The sequence below is a fragment of the Sphingomonas sp. Root720 genome, assembly GCF_001428605.1.
Lineage (GTDB): Bacteria > Pseudomonadota > Alphaproteobacteria > Sphingomonadales > Sphingomonadaceae > Rhizorhabdus.
On sequence record NZ_LMID01000016.1, the window covers coordinates 52,960 to 77,393 of the forward strand.

20 protein-coding genes are annotated in these 24,434 nt (G+C 67.2%); 8 read left to right on the forward strand and 12 right to left on the reverse strand.

Annotated elements, in window-relative coordinates; all coding sequences use genetic code 11:
* Window positions 1-5 precede the first annotated feature (5 nt).
* From ASE22_RS25005 to ASE22_RS25040, 9 genes are all read right to left on the reverse strand, one after another.
* Window positions 6-2,066: a family 16 glycosylhydrolase gene (locus tag ASE22_RS25005; protein WP_056366416.1), complete on the reverse strand. Its 2,061-nt coding sequence runs from the start codon at window positions 2,064-2,066 to the stop codon at window positions 6-8.
* Between the two features lie 330 nt (window positions 2,067-2,396).
* Window positions 2,397-3,611, reverse strand: coding sequence for a nucleotidyltransferase domain-containing protein (locus tag ASE22_RS25010; protein ID WP_235536027.1), 1,215 nt, complete (start codon window positions 3,609-3,611; stop codon window positions 2,397-2,399).
* The gene (locus ASE22_RS25015; RefSeq protein ID WP_056366419.1) at window positions 3,601-5,409 is read right to left on the reverse strand and encodes an ABC transporter ATP-binding protein; all 1,809 of its coding nucleotides are present in this window, start codon (window positions 5,407-5,409) and stop codon (window positions 3,601-3,603) included. The genes ASE22_RS25010 and ASE22_RS25015 overlap by 11 nt, the downstream gene beginning before the upstream one ends.
* Complete coding sequence (locus ASE22_RS25020; RefSeq protein WP_056366421.1) at window positions 5,406-6,416, reverse strand: hypothetical protein; 1,011 nt, start codon at window positions 6,414-6,416, stop codon at window positions 5,406-5,408. Before ASE22_RS25020 ends, ASE22_RS25015 begins: the two co-directional genes overlap by 4 nt.
* Window positions 6,413-8,290: an asparagine synthase-related protein gene (locus ASE22_RS25025; RefSeq protein WP_056366424.1), complete on the reverse strand. Its 1,878-nt coding sequence runs from the start codon at window positions 8,288-8,290 to the stop codon at window positions 6,413-6,415. Before ASE22_RS25025 ends, ASE22_RS25020 begins: the two co-directional genes overlap by 4 nt.
* On the reverse strand, window positions 8,287-8,709 hold the full coding sequence (locus ASE22_RS25030; RefSeq protein WP_056366427.1) for a lasso peptide biosynthesis B2 protein: 423 nt from the start codon (window positions 8,707-8,709) through the stop codon (window positions 8,287-8,289). The genes ASE22_RS25025 and ASE22_RS25030 overlap by 4 nt, the downstream gene beginning before the upstream one ends.
* Window positions 8,702-9,007, reverse strand: coding sequence for a PqqD family protein (locus ASE22_RS25035; protein ID WP_235536024.1), 306 nt, complete (start codon window positions 9,005-9,007; stop codon window positions 8,702-8,704). Before ASE22_RS25035 ends, ASE22_RS25030 begins: the two co-directional genes overlap by 8 nt.
* An 81-nt stretch (window positions 9,008-9,088) precedes the next feature.
* Complete coding sequence (locus ASE22_RS27060; RefSeq protein ID WP_056601294.1) at window positions 9,089-9,283, reverse strand: lasso RiPP family leader peptide-containing protein; 195 nt, start codon at window positions 9,281-9,283, stop codon at window positions 9,089-9,091.
* A 561-nt stretch (window positions 9,284-9,844) separates the two neighbouring features.
* Window positions 9,845-10,852 carry a phosphoribosyltransferase family protein gene (locus ASE22_RS25040; RefSeq protein WP_056366430.1) on the reverse strand — a complete coding sequence of 336 codons (1,008 nt, stop codon included), beginning with the start codon at window positions 10,850-10,852 and terminating at the stop codon, window positions 9,845-9,847.
* Between the two features lie 630 nt (window positions 10,853-11,482).
* Between ASE22_RS25040 and ASE22_RS25045 the strand changes: the two genes are divergently transcribed.
* A complete protein-coding gene (locus tag ASE22_RS25045) occupies window positions 11,483-12,289 on the forward strand; it encodes a hypothetical protein (protein ID WP_056366432.1) in 807 nt (268 codons plus the stop codon).
* A complete protein-coding gene (locus tag ASE22_RS25050; RefSeq protein WP_056366434.1) occupies window positions 12,286-13,080 on the forward strand; it encodes a metallophosphoesterase family protein in 795 nt (264 codons plus the stop codon). The genes ASE22_RS25045 and ASE22_RS25050 overlap by 4 nt, the downstream gene beginning before the upstream one ends.
* Before the next feature lies 1 nt (window position 13,081).
* Here the strand turns inward: ASE22_RS25050 and ASE22_RS27065 are convergent, their stop codons facing one another.
* Window positions 13,082-13,360 (reverse strand): hypothetical protein, encoded by a 279-nt coding sequence (locus ASE22_RS27065; RefSeq protein ID WP_156397557.1) that lies wholly within the window; start codon window positions 13,358-13,360, stop codon window positions 13,082-13,084.
* 242 nt (window positions 13,361-13,602) lie between these two features.
* Here ASE22_RS27065 and ASE22_RS25055 point away from each other — a divergent pair, with 242 nt between their 5' ends.
* Together ASE22_RS25055 and ASE22_RS25060 are read left to right on the forward strand one after the other, a co-directional pair.
* Window positions 13,603-15,891 (forward strand): glycosyltransferase, encoded by a 2,289-nt coding sequence (locus ASE22_RS25055; RefSeq protein WP_056366437.1) that lies wholly within the window; start codon window positions 13,603-13,605, stop codon window positions 15,889-15,891.
* Window positions 15,882-17,234, forward strand: coding sequence for a UDP-glucose dehydrogenase family protein (locus ASE22_RS25060; protein WP_056366440.1), 1,353 nt, complete (start codon window positions 15,882-15,884; stop codon window positions 17,232-17,234). The genes ASE22_RS25055 and ASE22_RS25060 overlap by 10 nt, the downstream gene beginning before the upstream one ends.
* Before the next feature lie 3 nt (window positions 17,235-17,237).
* On the opposite strand, the gene ASE22_RS25065 is transcribed toward ASE22_RS25060, so the two are convergent.
* Entirely contained in the window at window positions 17,238-18,143 is a 906-nt protein-coding gene (locus ASE22_RS25065) for a glycoside hydrolase family 16 protein (protein ID WP_235536019.1), read from the reverse strand.
* Window positions 18,144-18,538: 395 nt separating this feature from the next.
* On the opposite strand from ASE22_RS25065, the gene ASE22_RS25070 reads away from it, so the two are divergent.
* The 4 genes from ASE22_RS25070 to ASE22_RS25085 are packed head-to-tail and all read left to right on the forward strand — an operon-like array spanning window position 18,539 to window position 23,138.
* Entirely contained in the window at window positions 18,539-20,011 is a 1,473-nt protein-coding gene (locus ASE22_RS25070; RefSeq protein WP_235536018.1) for an exopolysaccharide biosynthesis polyprenyl glycosylphosphotransferase, read from the forward strand.
* A 40-nt stretch (window positions 20,012-20,051) separates the two neighbouring features.
* Window positions 20,052-20,648 (forward strand): polysaccharide biosynthesis/export family protein, encoded by a 597-nt coding sequence (locus ASE22_RS25075; RefSeq protein WP_056366446.1) that lies wholly within the window; start codon window positions 20,052-20,054, stop codon window positions 20,646-20,648.
* A 7-nt stretch (window positions 20,649-20,655) separates the two neighbouring features.
* Window positions 20,656-22,005 carry an O-antigen ligase family protein gene (locus ASE22_RS25080; protein ID WP_056366449.1) on the forward strand — a complete coding sequence of 450 codons (1,350 nt, stop codon included), beginning with the start codon at window positions 20,656-20,658 and terminating at the stop codon, window positions 22,003-22,005.
* Window positions 22,002-23,138 carry an acyltransferase family protein gene (locus ASE22_RS25085; RefSeq protein WP_162248294.1) on the forward strand — a complete coding sequence of 379 codons (1,137 nt, stop codon included), beginning with the start codon at window positions 22,002-22,004 and terminating at the stop codon, window positions 23,136-23,138. Before ASE22_RS25080 ends, ASE22_RS25085 begins: the two co-directional genes overlap by 4 nt.
* A 3-nt stretch (window positions 23,139-23,141) precedes the next feature.
* On the opposite strand, the gene ASE22_RS25090 is transcribed toward ASE22_RS25085, so the two are convergent.
* Window positions 23,142-24,404 (reverse strand): outer membrane beta-barrel protein, encoded by a 1,263-nt coding sequence (locus tag ASE22_RS25090; protein WP_056366455.1) that lies wholly within the window; start codon window positions 24,402-24,404, stop codon window positions 23,142-23,144.
* Window positions 24,405-24,434 lie beyond the last annotated feature (30 nt).

The following is a 24,434-nucleotide window of genomic DNA, read 5'->3' on the forward strand; positions in this document are numbered from 1 at the left end:
CCCGCTCAGACCACGAAATCGGCGGTGGTGATCCCTGCCGGATCGACCGCGCCGAGATTGACCGCCGAGTCCACCGTCGCGCCGCCGCCGCCCGCATAGAAGATATAGGTGTCGGCGCCGACCGCCATCGCCGCCACCTCGCCCAGGCCCGGATGCGCATCGAACAACCGCTGCGCCGCAGCGACCGCCGCCGACAGGCTGGACTGCGCGGCCCCGGTCAGGACGGTGCCCGGCATGTAGCCGACCGAGAGCAGATCGACGCCATCCTGGAAATCGGCGATCCGGTCGGGCGCCGCCAGGGTGGAGCCGGTACCGGCGAAGACGAAACGGTCGATGCCGGCCCCGCCGGTCAGCAGGTCCGCGCCCAGGTCCCCTGACAGGACATCGTTGCCGGCACCGCCGACCAGCGTGTCGTTACCCCGGCCGCCGCGCAGCTGTTCGTTGCCCTCGCCGCCCTCGACATGATCGTCGCCGAGATTGCCGTTGATGCTGTCGTTGCCGTCGCCGCCCTGGATCCTGTCGTTGTCGGCGCCACCGTTGATCCGGTCCGATCCGGCGCCGCCGTCGAGCGTGTCGTTGCCGGCATTGCCCTGGACATAGTCGCTGCCGTCGCCGCCATGGATCACATCGGCCCCGTCCGGGCCGCCGATCGGCGACTGACCATAGAGATGGTCGTTGCCGGCACCGCCCGACAGCGTGTCGGCCCCCGCCCCGCCCTGGATCTGGTCGTGCCCCGCATCGCCGGTCAGCACGTCGTCGCCGGCAGTGCCCTGCCCCGGCGCGGCGGGCGCCTCGGAGAGCGTGTAGGCGCGGACATAGTCGATCTTGTAGTCGGCCAGCAGCGATCCGGTGGTGCCCGACGTCACCGCCAGGTTGAGGATCATGTAGAAGGGCTTGTGCATGTCGTCGGGGGTCGGCGCGGTCTTCACGGCGGTTCCGTCGATATACCAGGTCAGCGAATCCTCGGTCCACAGCAGGCCGTAGCTGTGCATGCCCGAGGTCGCGCCGTCGACGAAGGTCTTGGTGTAGGACTGGGTATGCGCGCCCGTTTCCTTGGTGTGGAGCGTCTGGACGGCCTGCTCGCTCCCATAGGCCTCCATGATGTCGATCTCGGGCGGCCAGGAGCCGTCGGCCGGCATCAGCCAGAAGGCCGGCCAGGCCCCCTTCTCGTCGGGCAGCTCGAGCCGCGCCTCGAAATAGCCGTAGGTCTGCGACCAGACATCGCGCGTCGTGATCGCGCCAGACATGTAGCCGTAGTTCCACAGCGCGCCCTTCGCATCGGCGGGCATGTCTCTCGCGGTGATGGTGAGGACGCCGTTGGAAATGTGGAAGGGATCGAGGCCGAGCTGCGTCGGGCCGGTGCCCTTAAGCTGCGGATCGACATAGATTTCGAGCTCGCCATTGCCCCGCAGCGTGCGGTTGTCGAGGCCGCTCTTGTAGTTGCCGCCGCCATACCAGGTCTTCCAGGGCCCGCCGCCGCCGTTGCTCCACAGGTTCAGGCTGTCGAACTCGTCGGCGAAGCTGAGCTGCAGTCGCGAAGCATCGAGCGGGAGCTGGAAATTGTCGGCGGTGAACTGGTCGATCGAAACGCTCCTGATCGTCACCGCATCATCGGCGGAAAGGCGCAGGACGACGTCGGCGCCCTGCTGCGTCATCGCGCCGAGGACATTCTGGAAGCTCTTGAAATGGCCGAGGCCCGCCAGGCGGACGATGTCGGCATCGTCGTCATAGCCGGCCTTGAAATCGCTGATGACGTCGTTCCCCGATCCCGCGCCGAAGATGAAGATGTCGGATCCGCCACCACCGGTCAGCATATCGTTGCCGCCGCGCCCCTCGAGCTGGTTGGCTTCGCCATTGCCGAGGATACGATTGGCGAGAGCGTTGCCGACCCCCGCATAGGCGCCCCAGATCTCGAGATTCTCGACATGGTCGGGCAGGACATAGTTGGTCTGGGCGATCACCTTGTCGGTACCGCCTCCAGGAAGTTCGACAATATATTTCGGAGACGTACCAATAGAATAGGTCGTCGAGGTCGCGTCCCCGATGATCTCGCCAGTATATTTCATGATGTTCCGCCCGTTACCTGCGCAATGCCATGAACCCGGCTGGTTTACGAATCCTAAAAGCACATCGGGGGTGAAACATTATCGGCGGATTACCGGCGATTTCTCGCCGCAGGCGTCGCCGTCGCAGGGCGCATCTCCCGGCAGGAAAGGATAAGGCGGAAGGCGGCCGCACAAGCGCTGAAACCCAGCAGGACCAGCGTCAGGGGAAGACGAAGCCGGTACCGATCACGTCATCGACATCGAGATTCTCGCACCGGATGCTGTCGACTATTACAGAATGTACCACCCGATCTTGCAAGATTCTCGCGCCGGCGAGCGGGCCCTGCGACGCTACCGCGGAGCGATCCGGCTGATCTCGGCCGCGGCGGCAAAGCGCGCCTCCCTGGCATAGGTGCCGATCCGGCCGAACGGGCCGATCGGATCGCACAGATGCCAGAGCAACGCGCGCCGCCTGGGCCATGCGATCGCCGGGTCTTCCGGGGACAGGCTCATCGCCGCGAGCGTCGCGCGGTCGAGCCGTGACCATGGCCGGGGGACAGATGCCGGCGGTAGATCGACGGGAAGCAGTTCGCCCGCGATGTTCCAGGCGAAGAGCAGGAGATGGCGGATCCCCTGCGCCCGGGCGACCGCCTCCAGCCTGTGCCGTTGCCGATCGGACATCCCGAGCAACTGCATCGCGAGATCGCCGAGATAGCGCAGCGAATGTTCACGATGGAAGGTCGCCTTGACGAAGCTGATCGCGGCGAGGAGGCAGGCATGCACCGCCGACAGCACCGGGACCTCGCTCGTGCCGAGCGGCACGCGATGCCCGTCGCCGATATAGGACGCCACTTCGCGCGGAGCGGGACAGCCGGGCTGCTGCACGCGGTGGTGCAGATCGACGACGGCGAACGAACGATCCGCGGGCAGGAAATGCTGTTCGCCCAGATAATGGCGCCACCAGCGGCTTTCGCATCGCTCCGCCGGCGCATAGCCCAAGCCCTTCAGGACGGCCGCCGCCCGGTCGTAGTCATGGCGATCGACCAGCAGGTCGAGATCGGACGACGGGCGGACGAAATAGTCCCCATAGAGGGCGCGGAGCTGAAGCGGCCCCTTCAATATGACGAAATCGACGGCGGCGTCGTCAAGCGCCCCGCTCACCCGCCGTACCGTGGACAGATTGACGCTATTGGCCATCAGCGACCGCTGACGGAATGCCTTGACGGCCGGGCCGAGCCCGGGAGGAGCGGCGATGCCGCTGACGACGAGCCCCTGCTGGACATGGACCAGCAGCCGTCCGCGCACGGCCATGCCGATCAGTTCGTCCCAATCGAACCGATCGCCGCGACAGGACGGCGTCCGGGCAGTGCCGTCGAGCGCGCTGGCGATCAGCGACAGCAACAGGGCATGTTCGGCGCGACAGCCTGTCCGCGCCGCCGCGCCTTCTACCGCCGCCGGGCGTTGGGCCACGCCGTCGCGGGAGGGAGCGGCCTCGGCCGGATCGGCATGCGCGATGCCGCCCCGCCCCGGCGAGACGCCACCGAGAGGGAAGGACTCACTCGCCACCGGAGCCGGGCCCGGCGGCAGCGACGAGCGGCGCGCGGTCGGCCCGCTTCGGTGGGAAGAGGAGGACTCCGTCGCGATCGTCCGGTCCGCATACGCGAACCTGTCCTTGCTCGATCAGCACGACCTGATCGGCGATGGCGTTGATCCGCGCGCGGTGGGCGATGACGAGGATCGTCATCGCACCGCGCAGCCGCTCGAGCGACCGGATGATCAACTCCTCATTATTCTCGTCGAGCGCGCTGGTGGCCTCGTCGAGGATCAGCAGGTCGGGCCGCCGCAGCAAGGCGCGGGCGAGCGCGATGCGCTGGCGCTCGCCGCCCGACAGACGGATGCCGCGATCGGCGACGACCGTGTCGAGCCCGGCGGGCATCCGCGCCACGAAGGCCGCCGCGCCGCTCGCCTCGAGCGCACGCCACATCCGCCGCGCATCGGCGTCGGGCGCGGCGACCGCGAGGTTGGCAGCAATGCTGTCGTTAAGCAGGAAGCCGTCCTGCGGGACATAGGCGACCCGCTCCCGCCAGGCGCGCAAGCCGCAGCCGTCCAGCGGTCGCCCGTCGAGCAGCACCCGCCCCGCGCTCGGCTCGACCAGCCCCATCAGCATGTCGGCCAGCGTCGTCTTGCCGCTGCCTGACGGACCGGCGATCGCGGTGATCCGGCCGGCCGGGATGGCGAAGCTGACATCGCGGAGCACCGGTGGACCGCCTCCGCCATGATCCATCCCGACCCGTTCGAACCGGATCTCGCGGCGTAGCGGCGGGACAACCGCGAGACCGGCGCCCTCGGCCTTCTCGCGCCCCGCCTCGAAGCGCTCGATCAGGCGTTGCGTGCGCAGATAGGCGGGCAGGTGCGACAGAAGCTGCTGCAGCGAATCCTGGATCATGTTGAACCGCGGCGCGATCCGCACGAACACGAACAGCAGCACCGCGATCCGCGCCAGCGGCAGGTGGAGCATCGCCACCGAAACATAGATGAAGCCGACCGCCGCGCCTGCGCCGACCAGCTGGAATGCCAGGGTGCCGCTGGCCGTCGCGCGGGCGAAGCAGACCATCTCCCGCCGCACGTCGCGCAGCATGGCCTCCAGCCGGGCGACATAGCGCGCCTCGGCGTTGAAGGCCTTAGCGACCTTCATGCCCGACAGAAACTCGGAGATCATATGCTGCTGGTCGGCCAGCGAACCGCCGAGCGTTTCGCCGAAGCGCGTCGCCCGGCGCCGGACCGGATAGAGCGCCAGCAGCACCGCGCCGCCCATACCGATCGCGAACAGCGTCATGGCGGGCGAGATGACGGCGGCCAGCGCGGCGTAGATCGCCATCATGACGACCGCCTGCAGCAGCAGCAGCAGGTTGTGGACCGCGGCCCGGACCCGTTCGACATCGCCGGTCAGCGCCTGCTGAAGGTCCGCACCACGCGTCGCCGCGACGAGGGTCCAGCGGGCGCCGCCGATCGCGCGGAACAGGCGCAGCCTCATGGTGTCGACGCAGAGCTGCATCATCCGAGCGAGATGAACGGTCTTGGCCCGGTTGAGGATCGCCTGCGCGGCGACGAAGGCCAGGAAACAGCCGAGCAGCGGCGCCAGCGACAGCCGCGTGCCCGGATCGAACAAATGGCTCGCCAGCGGCAGGCCCGCTATCGGCACGCCGCCCGCGGCGCCGTCTGCGAACTGGAGCAGGGGTATCAGGAGCAGGATCGAAACGCCCTCGAAGAGGCTGGCGAGCAGCAACAGGGCCAGCGCCGTCGCCCCCCTGCCGCCGCCGCGCCGCATCACGAAGCCGATGAAGTCGACGATCCCGCCGGTCATGGCGATCGGCTTTCCGGGTAGACCGGACGCCGCACATCGACGTTCCCCGCCAGGGCCTCGACGAAGGCGACCGTGTCGCGAAGCCGGTCGAGTCCGGCCGGTATGCGGAGCCGCCACAGCCGCGCCTGGCGGGCGAGCCGCGCGCAACGCTGCATGTGGTCGGCCTCCGCCGTGCCCTGCAACACCGCGCGGCCGAAGCGGGCGACGTAGGAGAAGCGCATCACCGCGCGAAGGGCGTCGAAACCCTCGAGCGGTTCGACCGAAGGCGCGTCGCCGCCACGCTCCAGCACGAAGATATCGTCGGGCCGCACCTGCCGGTGCGAGAAGCCTCCGCTCAGCCGGAACTGGCGCTTGGGCAGGCCGGCATGGGGGAGCGCCAGCGCCTCGGCGCCATCGAGATCGATCGCGGCCGAGCTCTCCTCGGACAGTTTGAGCTGCGCGAAAGCCGGGAGGATGCGCGGAACGAGCGGATCGACCAGGTCGATCGCCAGCAGGTCGTCGGTCAGCAGCCGGTGGCCGGCCTCGATAAAGGCGGCCGCGGTGGTCGACTTGCCGGCCATCTTGTCGCCGACGAACACCGCGCTCGCCCCGCCGATCGCGACCGCGCTGGCATGCAGCACCAGCGCGCCGCGCAGGTGAAGCATCAGCCCGAATATGGGGCCCAGCAACGGGAAGGCGAGCAACGCCGCCGGGACGCCCGCATAGGGTTCGACATCGATCCGGCCGGTCCCGCGGAAGCGGAAGGCCGCGACGCCGGGCCAGGCGAGATAATGGCCGCCGGCCGGATCGAGATCGATCACCACCCCGGTCCCTTCGGGCGGCAAGGAACGGCCGCAGGGCTCGAGCCGGATGGCGAGATCTGGATGCCGTCCGGTCAGCTCGGACGGCGACAGTTCGGGCAGCGGCACGTCCGACCGGATCGACAGGCCGAAGGCGAAATATTCGGTGGCAGGGGCGCGCTGGACGATGGCCGCCTCGCCGCACTCCTCCCGGCTGATCTTCCTCATGCCGCGGCCTCCCGTTCGGCGATGTCGGACCGGCCCGCCGAAACGCCCTCGCGGCGGTCGAGCCACAGTGCCAGCATCAACACTCGCCAGGTCGCGAACAACGAATGTCCGTCGACAGCGCGGCCGCGATCGAGCCACCGGCCGAGCGACGCACGCGCGACGTCCATGTCGACGAACCGGTCGAGGCCCGAGCGGTCCCCTTCGATCCGCTCGACGATCGTCTCGCGACGGCGCAGCAGCGCGTCGGCCAGCGCGGGCGCGAAATCATATTTGTCGGGCCGCAGCCGGACCCGATCGGGCAGCAGGCCGCGCGTCGCCTGCCGCAGGACATGACGGGGCTGGCCGCGGTTCAGCTTGTGGTGCGACGGCAGCGACAGGCAGAACTCGGCGAGGCGCAGATCGTAAAAGGGATAGAGAGCCCTGACCCGGGCCGCGCCGGCCATCCGGTCGAGCACCTCGAAGCCATAGCCCTGCCCGGGGGCGGCCAGCAATTCGATGTGGAGATCGCGCTCGCTGTGGCGCGCGGAGGCCTTGACGGAGCGGTCCGCGCAACGCTCGGCAAGCCCGACGCGGGCGGCGAGGCCGGGTTCGACCAGCGCCAGCGGCGACGGAGCGACCGGCCCGGCCCGGCCCAGCCGCGCCCACGCCCCCGCCCAACGTCGTCGCGCGAGCCTGATATAGCGGTTGTGGCTCAGATAGGGGGACATCACCGACCAGCGGTCGAGCCCGTAGATGCCGGCGATGCCGGCGCTCTCGCGCCAGAGCGCGCGCCAGTCGCCTTCGGCGGCCAGTTCGTTGAGGCGCCCAAGCCCGTGCGATACGACCTCGTCGCCGCCATGGCCGTCGAGCAACCGGGTCAGGCCCGCGGTCCGAGCCCGGCGATAGAGGCGCCGCGACAGGCTGGCATTATAGGCGACGAAGGGCCCTTCCTGTTCGTCGAGCAAGTCGGACAGTTCGGCGACGGGGTCATGGCCGGCGGTATCGATGAAGAGCGGATCGAGGCCGCCCTGGCCGAGCACCGCCTCGATATAGGGCCGCTCGTTCCAGCCGGGCGTCCCGTCGAGCGTCAGCGACAGGCTCGGCATGCGCCGGCCGGTGGCGGCGAAGCCCTGCGTCGCCTGCGCCGCGACCGACGAGGAATCGAGCCCGCCGCTCAGCATCACACCGACGCCGTCGCGGTCGGCGCAGCGGCGGGCGACGGCGTCCGCGAACAAGGCGCGGAACCCCTCGGCGGCATCGTTGCATTCCTCGACCGCCACTTCCCCGGGGTGCCAGTAGCGCGCGATCCGCGCGCCCGTCGCCGCGATGGTCAGGCTGTGACCGGGGGGAAGGCGGCGGATGCCGCGGTGCAGGGTGATCGTCCCGTCGGCATAGCCCCCGGCCAGAAGCTCCGCGACGCCCTGCTCGTCCAGCCCGTCGCCGATCGCCGGAAGCGCTGTGAGGAAGCGGGTGACGGTCGCGGCGGCGAACAGCCGGTCGTCGAGGAAATAATAAAAGGGCCGGACACCGAAATGGTCACGCGCGCAGAAGATCACGCCGCGCCGATCGTCGCGGATGACGAAGGCGAAATCGCCCGCCAGCCGCCGGACGCAGTCGACGTCCCAGCGCCGATAGGCCGCCAGCACGATCGCTGCGTCGGTCAGGCCGGCGGGAAGCCGCAGCGTCGCGACCAGCTCGTCGCCATTGTCGAGCCGCGCATCGGCCGCGATCGCCATCGCCGCGTCGCCGGGCCCGGCAAGCGGTATCGGCGCGGCCATCGCCCAGGATTCTCCGCCCAGCCAACGGACGGGGTGGCGAAGAGCCGCCTCGGCAGCGCGCGGAAGGGCTTCGATAGGCGCGCCGTCGCGACGGACGAGGACCGCGAAACCGCTCATCGCACACCGGCCTGCAGATCGACGAGCGGCGTGAACCGGGTGAGATTCTCGTCCTGCCCGCCGATCAGGACGGTCTCGCCGTGGATGAGCCAGGCATGCGCTGCGATACCGCCGTCGGTGCGCTTGCGGACGCCGATGCGGATGCGGGTCGGATAGCCGGCACGCGCGCAGAGATAATGGGCAGCGAGCGCCTGGGTGAGGCAGGTCGCCCCCGGCACGATCCGCGCGCAGTGCAGCACACACCAGATATGAAGGTGGAGATGCCCATCCGGCACGCGCGGGGATGCCCGCTTCGCGATATGGTCGAGAATGGCGCGAGAGCCGAACAGGCTCAGGCCGGCACGGACCGCGACGACGACCGCGAGGCATTGGACGAGCAGGCGCCCGTGCCGCCACGCGAGTGCGGCGCGTCTACGCAATCGAAACATGCCTGATCTCGATGAGGTCGGCGGTGCTCATCGCCTGCAGGAGGGCATCGAGGTCGCGCGTGCAGCGATCGGGGTCGACGTCGAACGCCTCGAGGATCGACCGCCGCAACGCGCCGACCGCGGCGCTATCGCCGATACGATCCCAGACATGGGCGCTCACGCGATTAAGCTTGAAGTAGCGCCGCGTTCCCAGGTGGAGCAGCACGGCCTCGCCGTCGAGATCGCAATGGACGACGTCGCCACCGGGAATGACGAGCGCGGATGAATTGATCGGCAGATCCTGCGGCATGTTCCCCCGACAGTCTTGGGTGAAGGCGCGACGAAGGGCCAACCGCGGAAACCCGCGGCTGGCCAAGTCGTCTCGTCCCGATCAGGAAAAGGTCAGATCGGAAACCGGCGTGCCGGCCGAGAAGGATGCGTCGAGGACGGAGCCGTTTGCACCGCCCTCGGTGATCTCCTCGAACAGGCCAGCATCGATCAGTTCAGGCGCTTCATATTGAGCTTTGGGCATGTTGGAACCTCCCATGAACGCAAAAAGACCGGCCATGTGAGCCAGCCGCCCCATAGCCGGTCGATGAAAAGTCTGTGCTTTGAAGCCGATGCTGTCAACGAGCAGCCAAAGCTTACTTAGTCACTTTCGTCGTTCATCAAGCATTCATCTCAATCCCGGCCGAGCATAGATCGCCATCTATATTGATAATCTCCGGAAATGGACTTAACCCCATTCGCGCTCAATTTTGGTAAATTTTACTACATCCTTGAGACATTCTTTTAATTAACCTATATTAATCATTATCCATTATTGATAATTATTGTTATATACAAAGATATACCTAGCCTATCGCCACTTATGGAAAACGCCGGTTCATTTGACGGGCGCGGCGGCGGGATCGTCTTGCATCGTAGAATCCCGTAGCGCATTTTTACTAGTGCGGCCTGACCCCCACCCATCTCCAGGCGGAAGACATGTTGCGAATCCGGTACGATAATCTGTGGGGTTCGCGGGTCTGTTCTACGACAACGACTGACGCCGAGGCCAATAATTCGGCCCTCTGGCCGGCCCACCGTCCTGCACCGCAACTTTTAACCGCCTCGCCGACGCGGATCGCCGCAAGGCGTGGCGGAATCAGGCTTTGAGCGAACGGAGCTTCTGGACGAAGGCGGTTCCGGCGGACGTGCGACGGAGCAGCCGCAACACCGCCCGCTTCATCCCCTGGCCCGCCGCATCGGGCCGGGATTTCTCTCGCTGGAACCGGTGCCGCGCGGCATCGGCCTGGTTCTGGGGCCAGATGATGCGTTGCGCCTCGATGCTCAGCACGGGGCGGCCGCTCAGGTCGGCGATCTCCATCGCCTGGCGGTCCTCGCTCTCGACGAAAAGACAGGCGTTGGTCTTCCGATAGATCCGCGCCTTGTGGATCGCGTGCATCTTGAGCCGTCGCCGCTCCTCGGCCGAAGGCAGGTCGAGCATCCAGAGCTTCTCATAATCGACGCGGTGCCTGCGCAGCCATTCCTCGGTCTGCGCGCGATATTTCTCCAGCCGGCTCGTCACCAGATGCTTGATAGGGACGCCGGGAAGATGGAGCGGCCGCGCATTGGAGAGGAACTGCCCATAGCGTTCGCCATCGTCATTCTCGTCCGCGGCGGGATCGTGGCACAGCACGCCGTCGATATCGAAACAGGCATCGCCAAGCCGCCGGTGGCGCATCAGGTTCCATTGAAAGATCCGCGGATGATCGACGATCTCGAGCCAGACGTCGATCTCCGGATGATCCTCGCGTGCCGCATAGACCGCGCAATAGGTGATGTCGGCGCCGGACCGCGCTTCGGCCAGCCGCGCCCGCACCTCGACCATCGACTCCCCGGACAGGATGCTATCGTCGACGACGAGGACCCGGGTCGGCACCTCCGACCCGTCGACCCGCATCGTCGACCGGACGGTTCGCCCGACATAGGGGTCGAGCCCCGCGACAAAGCTCTCGAGATCGAGGAAAGGCAGATTGAGGTGGGTAGCGAGCATGTTCGCCGCGAGCATGCCGCTGCGAGGTATCCCGACGATCAGGTCGATGTCGGGCGGCAACTTGTAGCTGTTCCGCGCAATGGTGGCGGCAAGGTCGGCAAAAGAACGATATTCCATCGCCGGGACACTCCATATCCCTGTTGCTTGCCCCCACGGCGCCTACGCTCGCACCGTACCCCAATCTCTTGAAGCTATTGGATTATTCGCGACGTGTAATCGCCCATGCTGCAAAGCGGTATCGCCGCAGGGCGAAGCGTTGACGAACCAGGCGGCAGCGGCCGCCACCGCCCGCGTCGATCCGTTTCCCGATCAGGCGCGTGCGGCGCCAGTCCGGGGCGGCTCGGATGCCCGCGGCGCGGCCGGGGGATTCGATCCCAAACAAGTTGACCAGCCCCGACGGGAGCCGCGATCACGATCGTGATCGTGACCCCTTCGAGCCACATGATCTTATCCGTTACTTTCTGCTCGTCACGATTTACGTACATTTCGCCGCAAACCCATGTGAGCCGGGTCCACCGTTGCGGGACGGTCGCATCCGCCCGCCACGCCGGCGAGGCCGTTGGTCGCAGCGAGGCTCGATTTGGTGGCCGCATGCGGTCAAGCTGCTTCACCGTGCGATGGCCACCCGTGCGATGGGATGCGTATCCATGACGATGCGCCGCCCCTTCCCGGCATCGTCCGACAACCGATCCCGCTTGCGGCCGCGAATCGCCATCCGGCCGGAACGGGCGAAGGAGTTCCCTTCCCATGATCGTCGAAAGCACCCGGCCCGACGAACGGCCCGATGAGGTACCGGCCGTGGCGCCGATCCGCCTCTCGCTGGCCGACATCCGCAAGGATATGACCGATATCTTCGGCGATCCGGGCCCGGCCGCCACCCCTGTCGCCCCCCGGACGAGGGCAATGCCCGTCGAGGGATCCACCATCCCCTCCGCGCCGCGCGCCCGGGGCCGGCGGGGTGCGGGGCAGCTGCTCGCCGCCGCGACCGCGGGCCTGCTGCTCGGCATGGCCGCGATCGGCGGCATCCACCTTGTCGATTCGCGCAGCCACTCCGTCCCGGCCGCCGCGCCGGCGATCGGCGTTGCCGAAACGCCTTTCGAGCGGGGCGCCGAACGGCGCGACGTGCCACGGAGGGCCAGGGTGGCGGTCGTGCCGGCGGCTACGGCCGAGACGGCGGTCCACCCCGAAGCGCTCCGGCCGCCGTCCGCGTCGGTCAAGCGCGCCACAGGCGAGACCGCAACGCCACGGGTAGCCGCGAACCGACCCGGCGAGGCAACTGCCTCCCCCGGTGCCTGCGAAGGCGACCGCCTCGAGCGCGCCTGGTGCATGCGCCCCGACATATTGGACGCCGATCGCCACCTTCGCCTGACCTATGCCGAGGCGATAGACCAGGGCGTTGAGCGGCGTTTCCTCGTCGAGCATCAGCGTCGCTGGGCGCGGTTGCGCAACCTGGCCTCGCGGGATCCCCAGGGGGTCCTGGAGGGCTATCGCGAACTGGCGAGCGACCTGAAGCGCCTGTCGATCCACGGTCGCGCCGCGAACCGCGTCCGATGACGATGACGCCCCGCCGCCCCGCTCCGCCCCGCGACTCCGTCGAAGCGAAGGTCGATGGCCAACTGCTCTATGCGATCGGCGACATCCATGGCTGCTACCAGTTGCTGCGCGAACTGCTGTCCGGCATCGCCGCCGACGCCGAGGCGCGCTGGCGCGGCCGGCGGCCGATCATCGTCCTGCTCGGCGACCTGATCGATCGCGGCCCCCATTCGGCGCATGTCGTCGAGGCGGTGACATGGCTGCAGCGCTTCCACCCGTTCGAGGTCCGACTGCTGATGGGCAACCATGAGCGGGCGATGCTGGAGTTCGTCGAGCACCCCGCCGATCACGGCGACTGGCTGATGTTCGGCGGGGATGCGACGCTGCGCTGCTATGGCGTCGAGCCGCCGCCGCCGGGCGCCCCGGCGCGCGCGCTGATCGCCGCGCGCGACGCGCTGCTGCCGCGGATGCCGGCGTCCCATCTGCTCTGTCTCCAGCAGGCCCTGCCGATGCTGGTCCTCGGCGACTATGCCTTCGTCCATGCCGGCATCCGCCCCGGCAGGCCGCTCGCCCGGCAGGAGGAGGAGGACCTGCTGTGGATCGGCGCCGAGTTCACCGCGTCGACCGAACGCTTCGAGAAGATCATCGTCCACGGCCATACGATCGCGGCGGAACCGCAATTGGCGGGCAACCGGATCGGCATCGACACCGGCGCCTATCAGAGCGGGACATTGACCGCGCTGAGGATCGAGGACGGCGATGTCGGGCTGATCCAGACCGGAAAGAAGGCGGCCGATGGCGTCGCCCGGTAGGTCAGCCCATGACGTAGCGGAACGCAAGCCAGGCGCCGCCCAGCACGACCATCCAGCTGCCTATCGCGAGAACGATGCCGAGAAGCACGCGGATGGCACCGGGAAAACGCCGTTCGCCTTCGGTGGCGGTAGCTGGCTGTTCCATTCGCCTACGCAAATAGGCGCGCAAGCTGCGGGCTGGGGAATGGGTCGAACCGATCGACAGGAACGTGGCCCTGAGAGGCCGGTCCCGGTCATCCCCTCCGCCGCCCGCTTCGATCTTATCCGGCGCCCGTTTCACGCCATTTGGTGTAGATGCATCTCCGCGCGCGAGCAAGCCGCGTCTAACCTTGGGTTAATAGTTAGCGGGTGCCTGGGTCATCTGCAGCCCGAAGGACGACAATTGAGACGACCACTTCATCGTTCGCGACGGGACGAAGGCGGGAGTCTTGGAAAACTGCCATTTTGCACTGCATCATTTGGGCGGGGGGATCACATCCGTCCGCCCGGTTCGGGCTGGGCAGGACTGCCGGGTGACCCAGGATGAACCGCGCCGCCGACTGTCCGACCGTCAGCGTCATCATGGCCTGCTTCAACGCGGCGCCCCATCTGCGCGCCTCCGCCCGATCAGCGCTCGACCAGTCGCTGCGCGACATCGAGCTGATCATCGTCGACGACGGCTCGAGTGACGGATCGATCGCGATCGGACAGGAACTGGCCCTGTCGGACCGACGGGTCCAGTTCCATCGCATGGGCCGCAACGGCGGCCCGGCGGCCGCGCGCAACCGCGCGCTCGATCTCGCGCGCGGCCGCTTCGTGGCGATCCTCGACAGCGACGACCTGATGCATCCCGACCGCCTCAGGCGCCTCGTCGCGGTGGCCGACGCGATCGAAGCGGATATCGTCGCCGACGACCTGCTCATCTTCGACGATACCGACCGCACCCCCCCCGGGACCTTCTTCCGGGGACCGCGCGCCCGGCAGGGCCGCTGGGTCGCCCCGGCCGACTATCTCCGCGAGACGATGCTCTACGGGCGGATGCCCAATCTCGGTTTTCTCAAGCCGCTGATCCGCCGCGACCTGATCGCCGCCAACGCGATCCGCTACGACGAACGTCTACGCATCGCCGAGGACGACGAACTGATCATCCAGCTACTGCGCGCCGGCGCCCGCTACCGGACGGTGCCGGAGGCCGGCTATTTCTACCGCAAGCACGGCCGCTCGATCTCGCACCGGCTGTCGCTCGCCAATGTCGAGGCGATGATGCGGGCGGGCGACCGGCTGGCGGCCGACCTCCATGACGCCCCCGCCGACGTCCGGCGTGCGCTCGCCCGGCGCAACCGCGCGATCCGCGCCGCGCGAGACTTCACCCGGGCGATCGAGGCGCTCAAGGCGCGCCGCCCGATTGCCGCCGTTCGGCTGATGCTGGGAAGCCCCGGATCGATCGCGCTGTTCCGCATGCCGATCATGGCCCGGCTCGGACGGCTGGCCGGGCGCGCGCGCCTCGGCCAGCCCCTTCGCCCCGTTCCTGCCCCGGCCCCGGCTCCGGCGATGCCGCGGGTCTGCTTCATCAGCAACCAGCGGCTGATCGGCGCGACCAACGGCAGTTCGGCCTATCTGCTCGATCTCGCCCGGGCGACGCGCGCGGCGGGCCACGAGCCTCATCTCGTCCAGCCGTCCCCGGGGATCTTCGGGCGCCTGCCCTTCTTCCGGCTGCGACCGGAGATGGCGATATTCGCCAGCCACCACATCCGCGGCGCCTGGCGGATCGGCGGCTGGATCGTCGCGCGCGATCCCCGGGTCTATTTCGGCGCCGCGGCCGGCATCGCCCGCCATATCGCTCGAAAGATGGGGATCACGGCCAGCTGGACCGCCGATCGTCCCGCGCCCTATGCGATCGCCATGCCCTGGACCAAGGCGGACCAGGTCTTCGTCGCGCGTCATGCCCGGCCCCGCGCCGACATCGTCGTCGCCGACTATATGTTCCAGTCGCGCGGCTTTCCGTTCGTCGCCCGGCCCGAGGCGCCGACCGCGATCGTGATGCACGACCTGTTCCACGCCCGCTCGGACGGCTTTGCCACGACCGGGGGCGGCGATAGCGTGGCCGCGATCGGCCGCGACGCCGAACTGGCGCTGCTCGGCACGGGCGACGCCGTGATCGCGATCCAGCAGGCCGAGGCCGCCTTCATCCGAGAGGCGCTGCCCGACAGCGAGGTGATCCTGGCGCCGATGGCCGCCGATCCGGTCGCGGCGCCGCAGCCCGGCGAAACCGACCGGCTGCTGTTCGTCGGCAGCAACACCGCGCCGAACGTCCATGGCCTGCGCTGGTTCTTCGAGCGGGTGTGGCCGGCGATCCGGGCCGCGCGGCCGGCGGCCACGCTCGACATCGCGGGCTCGGTCGCTTCGGCCTTTTCGCAGGGCGGCCCGGCCGGAGTCCGGTTTCTCGGCCTTGTCGACGACCTCGCGCCCCTTTATGCGGACGCCGGTGTGGTGATCTCGCCCCTGATCCAGGGTTCGGGCCTCAAGATCAAGCTGATCGAGGCGCTGGCCCGGGGCAAGGCGATCGTCGCGACCGGAGTGACGCTGCAGGGCGTCGAGGAGATTGCCAGCCAAGCGGTCCTGAAGGCCGATGATCCGACCCCGTTCGCCGACGCCGTGGTCGGCCTCATGCAGGCCGAACCCGCGCGTGCCGCGCTCGCGGCCAACGCGCTGGACATCGCGCGAATCCATTTTTCCGGCGATGCATGCTATCGGTCGTACCGGAGCTGGCTCGCGAAAATCACCATCCGGATCCCCCAAGTCAGCAACGAGGAGGCAAGTTTATGCGCCTGACGATCATCGGTACAGGTTATGTTGGAATCGTCTCGGCGGCTTGCTTTTCCGAGTTCGGCCACATCGTCACATGCGTCGACATCGATGAGAAGCGCATCGCCGACTATAATGCTGGCAATATCCCCATCTTCGAGCCCGGCCTCGGCGACCTGATCAACCGCAACGTGAAGGGCGACCGGCTGTTCTTCACGACCGACCTCGCCGATGGCGTCAAGGATGCCGAAGCGGTGTTCATCGCGGTCGGGACCCCGTCGCGCCGCGGCGACGGCCATGCCGACCTGAGCTATGTCTTCGCCGCCGTCCGCGACCTCGCCAAGCTGGTCCCGGAAGGCTGCGTCATCGTCAACAAGTCGACCGTGCCGGTCGGAACCGCGAGCGAGGTGGAAGCGATTCTCGCCGAGGTGGTGCCGGGCAAGGAGGTCCACGTCGTCTCCAACCCCGAATTCCTGCGCGAAGGTTCGGCGATCGAGGATTTCCTGCGTCCCGACCGCGTCGTCGTGGGCGTGTCGGGCGATACGTCGCGCAAGGTGATGGCAGAGATCTACCGCCCGCTCTTCCTGCGCGAGACGCCGATTCTGTTCACCGACTGCCGCACGGCCGAGGTGATAAAATATGCGGCCAATGCCTTCCTGTCGGTGAAGATCGCCTTCATCAACGAGATCGCGGATCTCTGCGAGACCGTAGGCGCCGACGTTAAGGGCGTGGCCAAGGGCATCGGCATGGATCGCCGCATCGGCAACAAATTCCTCAACCCGGGCCCCGGCTATGGCGGCTCCTGCTTCCCGAAGGACACGCTGGCGCTGCTGCGCACCGCCGAGCAGGCCCATGCCAAGCTGCGGATCGTCCAGGCGACGGTCGACGCCAATGACGAGCGCAAGAAGGAAATGGCCCGCCGCGTCATTACCGCCTGCGGCGGCAGCGTCGAAGGCAAGACGATCGGTATCCTGGGGCTGACCTTCAAGCCCAATACCGACGACATGCGCGATTCGCCCAGCCTGGTCGTCATTCCGGAACTGCAGAAGGCGGGCGCGAGGATCCGCGCCTATGATCCGGAAGGCCGTGCGGCGGCCGAGAAGATGCTGTCCGGCGTCGAGTTCGTCAGCAACGCCTATCAGGCGGTCGAGGATGCGGCGGCGGTGGTGCTGATGACCGAATGGAACGAGTTCCGCGCGCTCAACCTCAACCGGGTGCGCGACCTGCTCCAGAAGCCGTTGTTCATCGACCTGCGCAACGTCTACGAGCCCGAGGACATGGCCCGCGCCGGCTTCCACTATATCTCGATCGGCCGCAGCCCGACCCAGCCCAAGGAAGCACCGGCGCGCGCCGCCGCCGTCACCGCCTGACGATCAGGAGGGACGGTCGGCGAATCGCCAGACGCGGATGTGATCGATTTCCATCCGCGCCGGCATGACCGTCCCCGCGTCGGGATCGCCCGGCCATTTCCCGCCGATCGCAAGATTGGCGAGAAGATACATGGGCTGGCCGGCGTCCGCCGTGGTCGGGATCGAGGCGGTCCGGACGCCGTCGATATAATAATCGAGCCGCTCGGGGGTCCACAGCACCGCGTAGAGATGAAACTGGTCGGCGGTCCCGGCCATCGTCACCTTGCGGGTGATCGACTTCTGCAGCTTCGAGTGCAGGCTCTGGAATACCGTGCCGGGCTTGTCGCCATGCGCTTCCAATATGTCGATCTCGGGTGGCCAGCCGCCCTTGGCGGGCAATAGCCAGAAGGCGGGCCAGATGCCCTTGCCGCCGGTCCAGCGCGCGCGGATCTCGAAATAGCCATAGGCCTGCTCGAAACTGCATTTTGTGGTGATCAGCCCCGAACTGTAGAGCGCCTGACCGAGCGCGCTGCCGCCGATGTTGGCGGGCTGCTTCGCCAGCGCCCGGTCGAGCTTCGCCTTCACCGCCGGCGACAGCGGACGCGCGGTAATGGCGAGCTTGCCGTCGCGCACCTCGAAAGGCTGGACCCCGGCGCCGAGGAAGTCGCGATCGAAATATATCTGCCGCTCGCGATTGCCGTAGAGACTGCGGTTGGCGATCGAGCCCGCCTTTCCGCACGTCTTGTAGGCGGTGCGCCAGATATCGTCGCGCAACGCGCTGCCGTCGAATTCCTCCTCGAAGCTCATCCGCATCGCGAGCCCCGCCGGCGGCCCGGAAACGGCGGACGACCCGGTCTTGCCGCCGCCGATCGCCAGTGCCGCGACCGAGCAGGCGAGCAGTGCGACACCGCCGGCAATATAGATGCGCATGGCCATCTCCTTTTTGCACCGCAGCATAAGCATGGCCAAATGCCAATCGCCGAGCGCCTGGATTACACGAAACTGAACAAACGCTCCGAAACGACGGTGAATTCGATCACTTTCGACGAAACGAGTGCATTTAACGACCGGTTGATAATAAATCTCAAAATTAACCTGAAAATACTCGCTAATTCATGGAACAAATTTACGGTGCGGCGAAAGGTGCCTAATGCACGCCGAATATTCACGAATCCGCGCGCAAGTCACGTTACGGCGTTGACCCTGCGGATGGTGCGTTGCAAAGTAATCGTGATTGGGGGCTCATCGAAACTCGCCGCTGTGGGTTTAGGGAGCTAGATATGCTTCGTTCAACGATGCACCTCAGGCTCAAGCCTGGGAATGATATGGCAAGTGCGCCGCTCCGTCCGGACGAGATCATCGACGAGCCGTCGCCGGCTTCGGTCTCCGTGCCGCCGGTCCGGCGAAAAGGGCTGTCTTTCCACATCGCGCGCGATACGCGGCGCGCATGTGAATTCGCGGCGCTCGCGGCCGCGCTGATGCTCAGCGCGTCGCTGTTTCCCAAATGGATCATCCACGAACCGGTCAGCGTGTTCTGGGGGACCATGATCTGGCTGGTGACCTATGCCGGCCTGTGCGCCATCGGTCCGGACTCGGCGTTCGACTGCCGCACCGACCGGCTGGCGCAGAAGATCGGCTATTGGCTCAAGGCTACCGGCGCGATCATCGTCCTCGCTTTCATGTCGAAGGACCATCTAGAGCTGTCGCGGCTGTGGATCGCCACCGGCGTGACGCTCGGCTGCGTCGTGATCTACGGCGTGATGGTGGTGTCGGACCAGCTTTCGGCGTCGCTCCATCGGAACGGCACCCTCGGCGACCGGCTGGCCATCTATGGCACCGACGGCCGGATCGAGCATCTGCTCAACATCCTCAACAACAACGATCGCCGCTTCCAGATCGACAGCATCTACGGCGAAACCCGCGATGTCGACGTCGCGGCGCCCGAACGGATCAAGCTTCGCTGGGGCCTGGACGACCTGATCGCACGCGCCCGGGCGGGTCACATCGATGCGATCCTGCTCAATCTTCCCTGGCACGAACAGGGCGTTGTCGAACATGTCGTCCGCCGCCTCGAGGAAGTGAACGTCGACGTCATGATCGTGCCTTCGGAACTGCAACTCGCCCGCCGGACGATGAGCATCCAGCGCTGCGGCCCCTTTGCTACGATCGCGCTCTACCAGCGGCCGATGCAGGGCATCGGCGCCCTGATGAAGATAGCGCTCGACCGCAGCGTCGCCGCGCTGGCGCTGCTCTTCTTCGGCCCGCTGATGCTGTTCGTCGCCGCCGCCATCTGGATCGAGTCACCCGGCCCCGTGCTGTTCCGGCAAAAGCGCCGGGGCATGAACAACGAGCCTTTCACCATGCTCAAGTTCCGGAGCATGCACCTCGCGGCGAGCGATCAGAATGCCGACAAGCTGGTCACGCGCGGCGATTCCCGTGTGACCCGGGTCGGCGCGTTCATCCGCAAGACGAGCCTCGACGAGCTGCCGCAGCTGATCAACATCCTGCGCGGCGACATGTCCCTGGTCGGCCCGCGTCCCCATGCCTATGGCGCCAAGGCGGCCGACCGGCTCTACGAGGAGGTGGTGGCGCGCTATCCGGCCCGACACCGCGTCCTTCCCGGCCTGACCGGCCTGGCGCAGGTGCGCGGCTTCCGCGGCAACACGCTGCGCGAGGAGGACATCATCCGGCGCTTCGACAGCGATCTCGAATATATCGAACGCTGGTCGATCTCGCTGGATCTCGTGATCATCGTCCGCACCGCGATCACGCTGTTCTTCCACAAGGAGGCCTATTGATCTGCCGGGGATCGGATCCGGCAGCGAAAAGGATTTCGACATGAAGGCTTTCGCCACATCTACCCTTCGCCGCGCCGCGGCCCTGGCGCTCGCGCTGCTCATGATGCTAGGGCTGGCCGTCCCCGCCGCCGCGCGGGAGGACCAGCCCCCGGTGCCCCTGGGAACCACGCTCGCGCCCGGTTATGTGCTGGGGACTGGCGACAAGCTCAGGATCAGTGTCTTCGGCGAGCCCAAGCTGGAGGGCGAATATGTCGTCAGCAGCACGGGCATCGTCTCCTTCCCGCTGATCGGCAACATCCCCGCCAGCGGGCAGACGGTAGAAGCGCTGCAGGAGAACATCCGCTCGAAGCTCGCCGCCGGCTATCTGAAGGATCCGAGGGTCAGTGCCGAGGTGCTGAACTATCGGCCCTTCTACATACTGGGCGAGATCAACAAGCCCGGCGAATATCCGTTCGTCAACGGCATCACCGTCCAGCAGGCCGTCGCGATGGCCGGCGGCTTCGGCTATCGTGCCAACACCCGCCGGGTGTTCATCAAGCGTGCGCTCGACACGATGGAGCGACCGGTCGAGATCAAGGGCAAGGCGGTGCTGTTGATGCCGGGCGACACGGTCCGGGTCGGCGAGCGCTTCTTCTAGGGTCCGCATGAACAGCGCTCCCGCTACGCTGGTGATCGCGCGGCTTGCTGCGGCCGAACGGCCGACCGACATCCGCGCTGCCAAGGGCTACGACCTGTTCTTCGGCTTTGCGTCGGTCAGCCTGATGCTGTTCGTGCCGCAGCTGAAGTCGCTGACCCCGCTGCTCCTGCTGGTCCTGCTGGCCTTCCACTGCATCTGGCGGCGCGAGGACCTGCCGCGCCTGTTGCGCGCGTCGAGCCTCTACCTGTTGCTGCCGCTGTTCGCGGTGACGTCCTGCCTGTGGTCGCTCGATCCCGACGCCACCCGCTATTATGGCTTCCAGTTCCTGATCACCGCCTTCATCGGCTGCATCATCGGCGCCGGGCTGGACCGGAAGGCGGCGATGCGGGGCGTGTTCCTCGCCTTTACCGTCTACGCCTTCTCCTCGCTGCTGTTCGGGCGCAGCGTCACCTGGGGCGGCGGCGCGATGGGCAACTCGGCCTTTGCCGGCCTCGCCCAGGCGAAGAACACGGCGGGCGACTGCGGCGCGGTGGGCGTCATCCTCTCGCTCGCCGTCCTGTTCGATTCGATCGAGGAGCGGAAGCGCTTCCTCGCGCTGGTCGCCCTGGTCGCGCTTGCGGTGCAGATGGAGATGCTCATCGCCTCACGATCCTCGGGCGCCATCCTGGCGGTGGCAATCGCCGTCCCGCTGTTCCTGCTGTGGAGCTTCTCGCGGTTATTCCAGAAGGCCGTGCGGGTGGTGACGGCGATCACCGCGATCGTCGGCATCTCGACCGCGGTGCTGACCCATCATATCTGGCTGCCGCCGCTGGTCGCGCAGATGTCGCGGGCGATGGGCAAGGACAGCACGCTGACCGGCAGGACCTATTTGTGGGACCGGGCCGACGCGCTGATATCCGAAAAGCCGCTGCTCGGGCTGGGCTACAACGCCTTCTGGCGCAAGGGCAATCTCGATGCCGAGGGATTATGGCGTCATGCGGGCATCGCCTCCCGGTCGGGCTTCAACTTCCACAGCACCCCGACCGAACTGCTCGTCCATCTCGGCTATATCGGACTGGCGCTGTTCGCCCTCGTCTTCTCGGGGCTGGCGATCACGCTGCTGATGCGGACGATGATCCGGCCCGATGCGATCATGATCGGATGGTGCACGCTGCTGACCTACGAGGTCGTCCGCATGCCGTTCGAATCGATCGGTACCGGCCCCTTCCACTACACCACCTCGCTGCTCGCCGCGGGGCTGGTCGTCAGCGTCGGCTGGCTCGCGCGCGGCTACCGGCCCGAACCGCTTCCCGGCCGGCCGCGCCAGTTTCGGGGCGAGCGCCGCCGACCCCTGTACAGCCCGAAGGCGACGGCTTGAGCGGTCCCCCGCCCGAGCGCCCCAGGCCCCCTCTCTCCCCCGCAGTCTCCAATTCCATCAAGGTCGCCCGTGTCCTCGGCATATTGGGGCTGGTGATCATCCATGTGCCGCCGTGGCGGATCGACCTGGGCGATCCGCCACGCGCGATCGGAGCGTTCGATCTGGTCTTCCAATATTGCCAGGAGTTGTTCGGCCGGGCGAGCGTGCCGCTGCTCAGCATCATTTCGGGCTATCTGATGGTGCGCCTCGACACGGGCATAGCCCCCCGCGCGCGGCTTGCGAAAAAGGCATGGTCGCTGCTGGTCCCACTGTTCTGCTGGAATCTGATCGCCGTGCTGCTGGCGGCGATCCTCGACGGCGGCCTTCCCGAGCGAAGCTGGCTCGGATGGGCCAACGAGCTTTTCGCGCTGACCGCCGAGCCGGCGATCCTGCCGCTCTATTTCCTGCGCGACATGTTCGTCTGCGCCATCCTCTACCCGCTGCTCAGGGCCCTGATCGGTCGCTGGCCGGTTCCCGCGATCCTGTTCGCCCTGGCCATCACGCTCGCCGACTGGACCTATCCGCTCTTCATCGGTTCGGGCCCCTTCCTGTTCTTCACCGTCGGGGTCGGGGTCGCGCTAGGCAAGGTCCGCGCGAGGCCGGGCCGGACCGCCACCGCCCTGATCGCAGCGGCCGCGCTGCTCGTCCCGGCCTTCACCACCTCGGTCACCACCGCGATGCTGACCGGCGCCTTCGATCAGCCGACGCTCGATGCGGCGTTCACCGCCGGGCTGTATCTGGAGAGGGTGTTCGGCGCCGGGGCCACCTGGCTGCTGGCCGGCTGGGTCGTGCGACAGCCCTGGGCCGGGAGGGTGACGGCGATCGAACCGATGATCTTCCTGGTCTTCTGCTCGCACGTCCTGTGGCTGGGCCTTGCCTGGAATGTCCTTCACCGGATCGGGCTCGACTATGACCACCCGCTCTATCCGCTGTTCTTCCTGACGGCCCCGCTGCAGGCGCTGGCGGCGGGCGTGGCGCTCCACGCGGTGCTGAGCCGCATCGCACCGCGCCTGCTGGCGGTGCTGTGCGGCGGACGGACACCGTCGGCGAGGCCCGGGCGGGCGACAACGCCGCGCTTGCGCCGGACCTCGTGACGATCAGCGCTTGAACATCAGCGCGACGAACACATTGTTCGAGCTGAAACGAATCGCGGGGTTCGCCGAACTGCGCTTCTCGAAGGCGTAACCTGCCCGCAATTCCATGAACCTGCCCGGCAGCAGATAGCGGGCGCCGAACCGCGCCTCATATTCGCGGCTCCTGGGGGAAAGGCCCGCGGGGCTGATGCGGGCATAGCGCGTGCCGACCGAGAGGATCAGGTTGCGCAACAGCTCATGGTCGATATCGGCGGTGAACTCGCTGCGCAGATTGCCCGCCGTGGTCTGCGAACTGGTCTCGTCGACCGCGCGCTGGGCGGTGAGCTTGAAGCTGGTCAGCGAGGTGATGTTCCACAGGATGTCGGCGCCATAGGAAAGGCCGTCGACGTCGCGCAGCTTCGGATCGGCATAATTCTGTTTCAGATAGCCCACCCGGATATTCCCGTAGACCAGGCTGGTCAGTTCGAGCCCCAGACCGGCTTCGGCGCGCAGGCCCTTCGCGCTCCGGTCGGTCTGCGTGATGGGATCGAAGCCCGGGTCGCCCGGCCGCAGGTCATAGGTGCGCTTCTCGCGCTGGACCCTGACGAAGGCGCTGGTGCCCGATCGCAGGCGGTACGAAACTTGGCCCGTGGCATTGCGGACCTTGAGGTTGCGGAAGCTCAGGTCGATCGGATTTCCGAGCGGATCGGTCGTGTCCATATAGCGGATGCGACGATATTCGCCCTTGCCGAGCAGGATGAAGTCACCCACCTCCTGTTCGAGCCCCGCCGACCCGGCATAGCGGTCGAATTTCACGCGGGTGCGCGATCCCGTGAAGCTGCCCAGGCTGCTGCGGTTCTCCGCGTTGCGCTCGGCGCTGCCCGTGAAGCGGATCCGCGTGCGCCGGGTGACGTCGACGACGCCGCGCCCGTTGGCGCCATATTCGCTGGCATCCTCGGTATCGAGCTTGGCGTGGAAGCTGCGGTGATAATAGGCCTTCAGGTCGAAGGCGTGGCGCGCCAGATTGCTGCGCACCCGCACCTCCGGTTCGAGATAGAAGATCTTGTCGCCGCGCTTGCCGGCCGAACTGGCGAGGACATTGTCGTCATATTCGGCCCGACCGGTCACGCTCGGATAGATGAGCAGCGAGCCGGCGCTCAGACCGGGCGCGTCGAACGCGGGACGGTTGCGATCGGCGACGCCGACGTCGGGCGGAATATCCTGCGCCTGCGCGACCGAACATAGTGCAGTGCCCGACAACATGGTGAGCCACTGGGGGATTCGCATGCTTCCTCCTCTGATTTCCCTTGCCCCCAA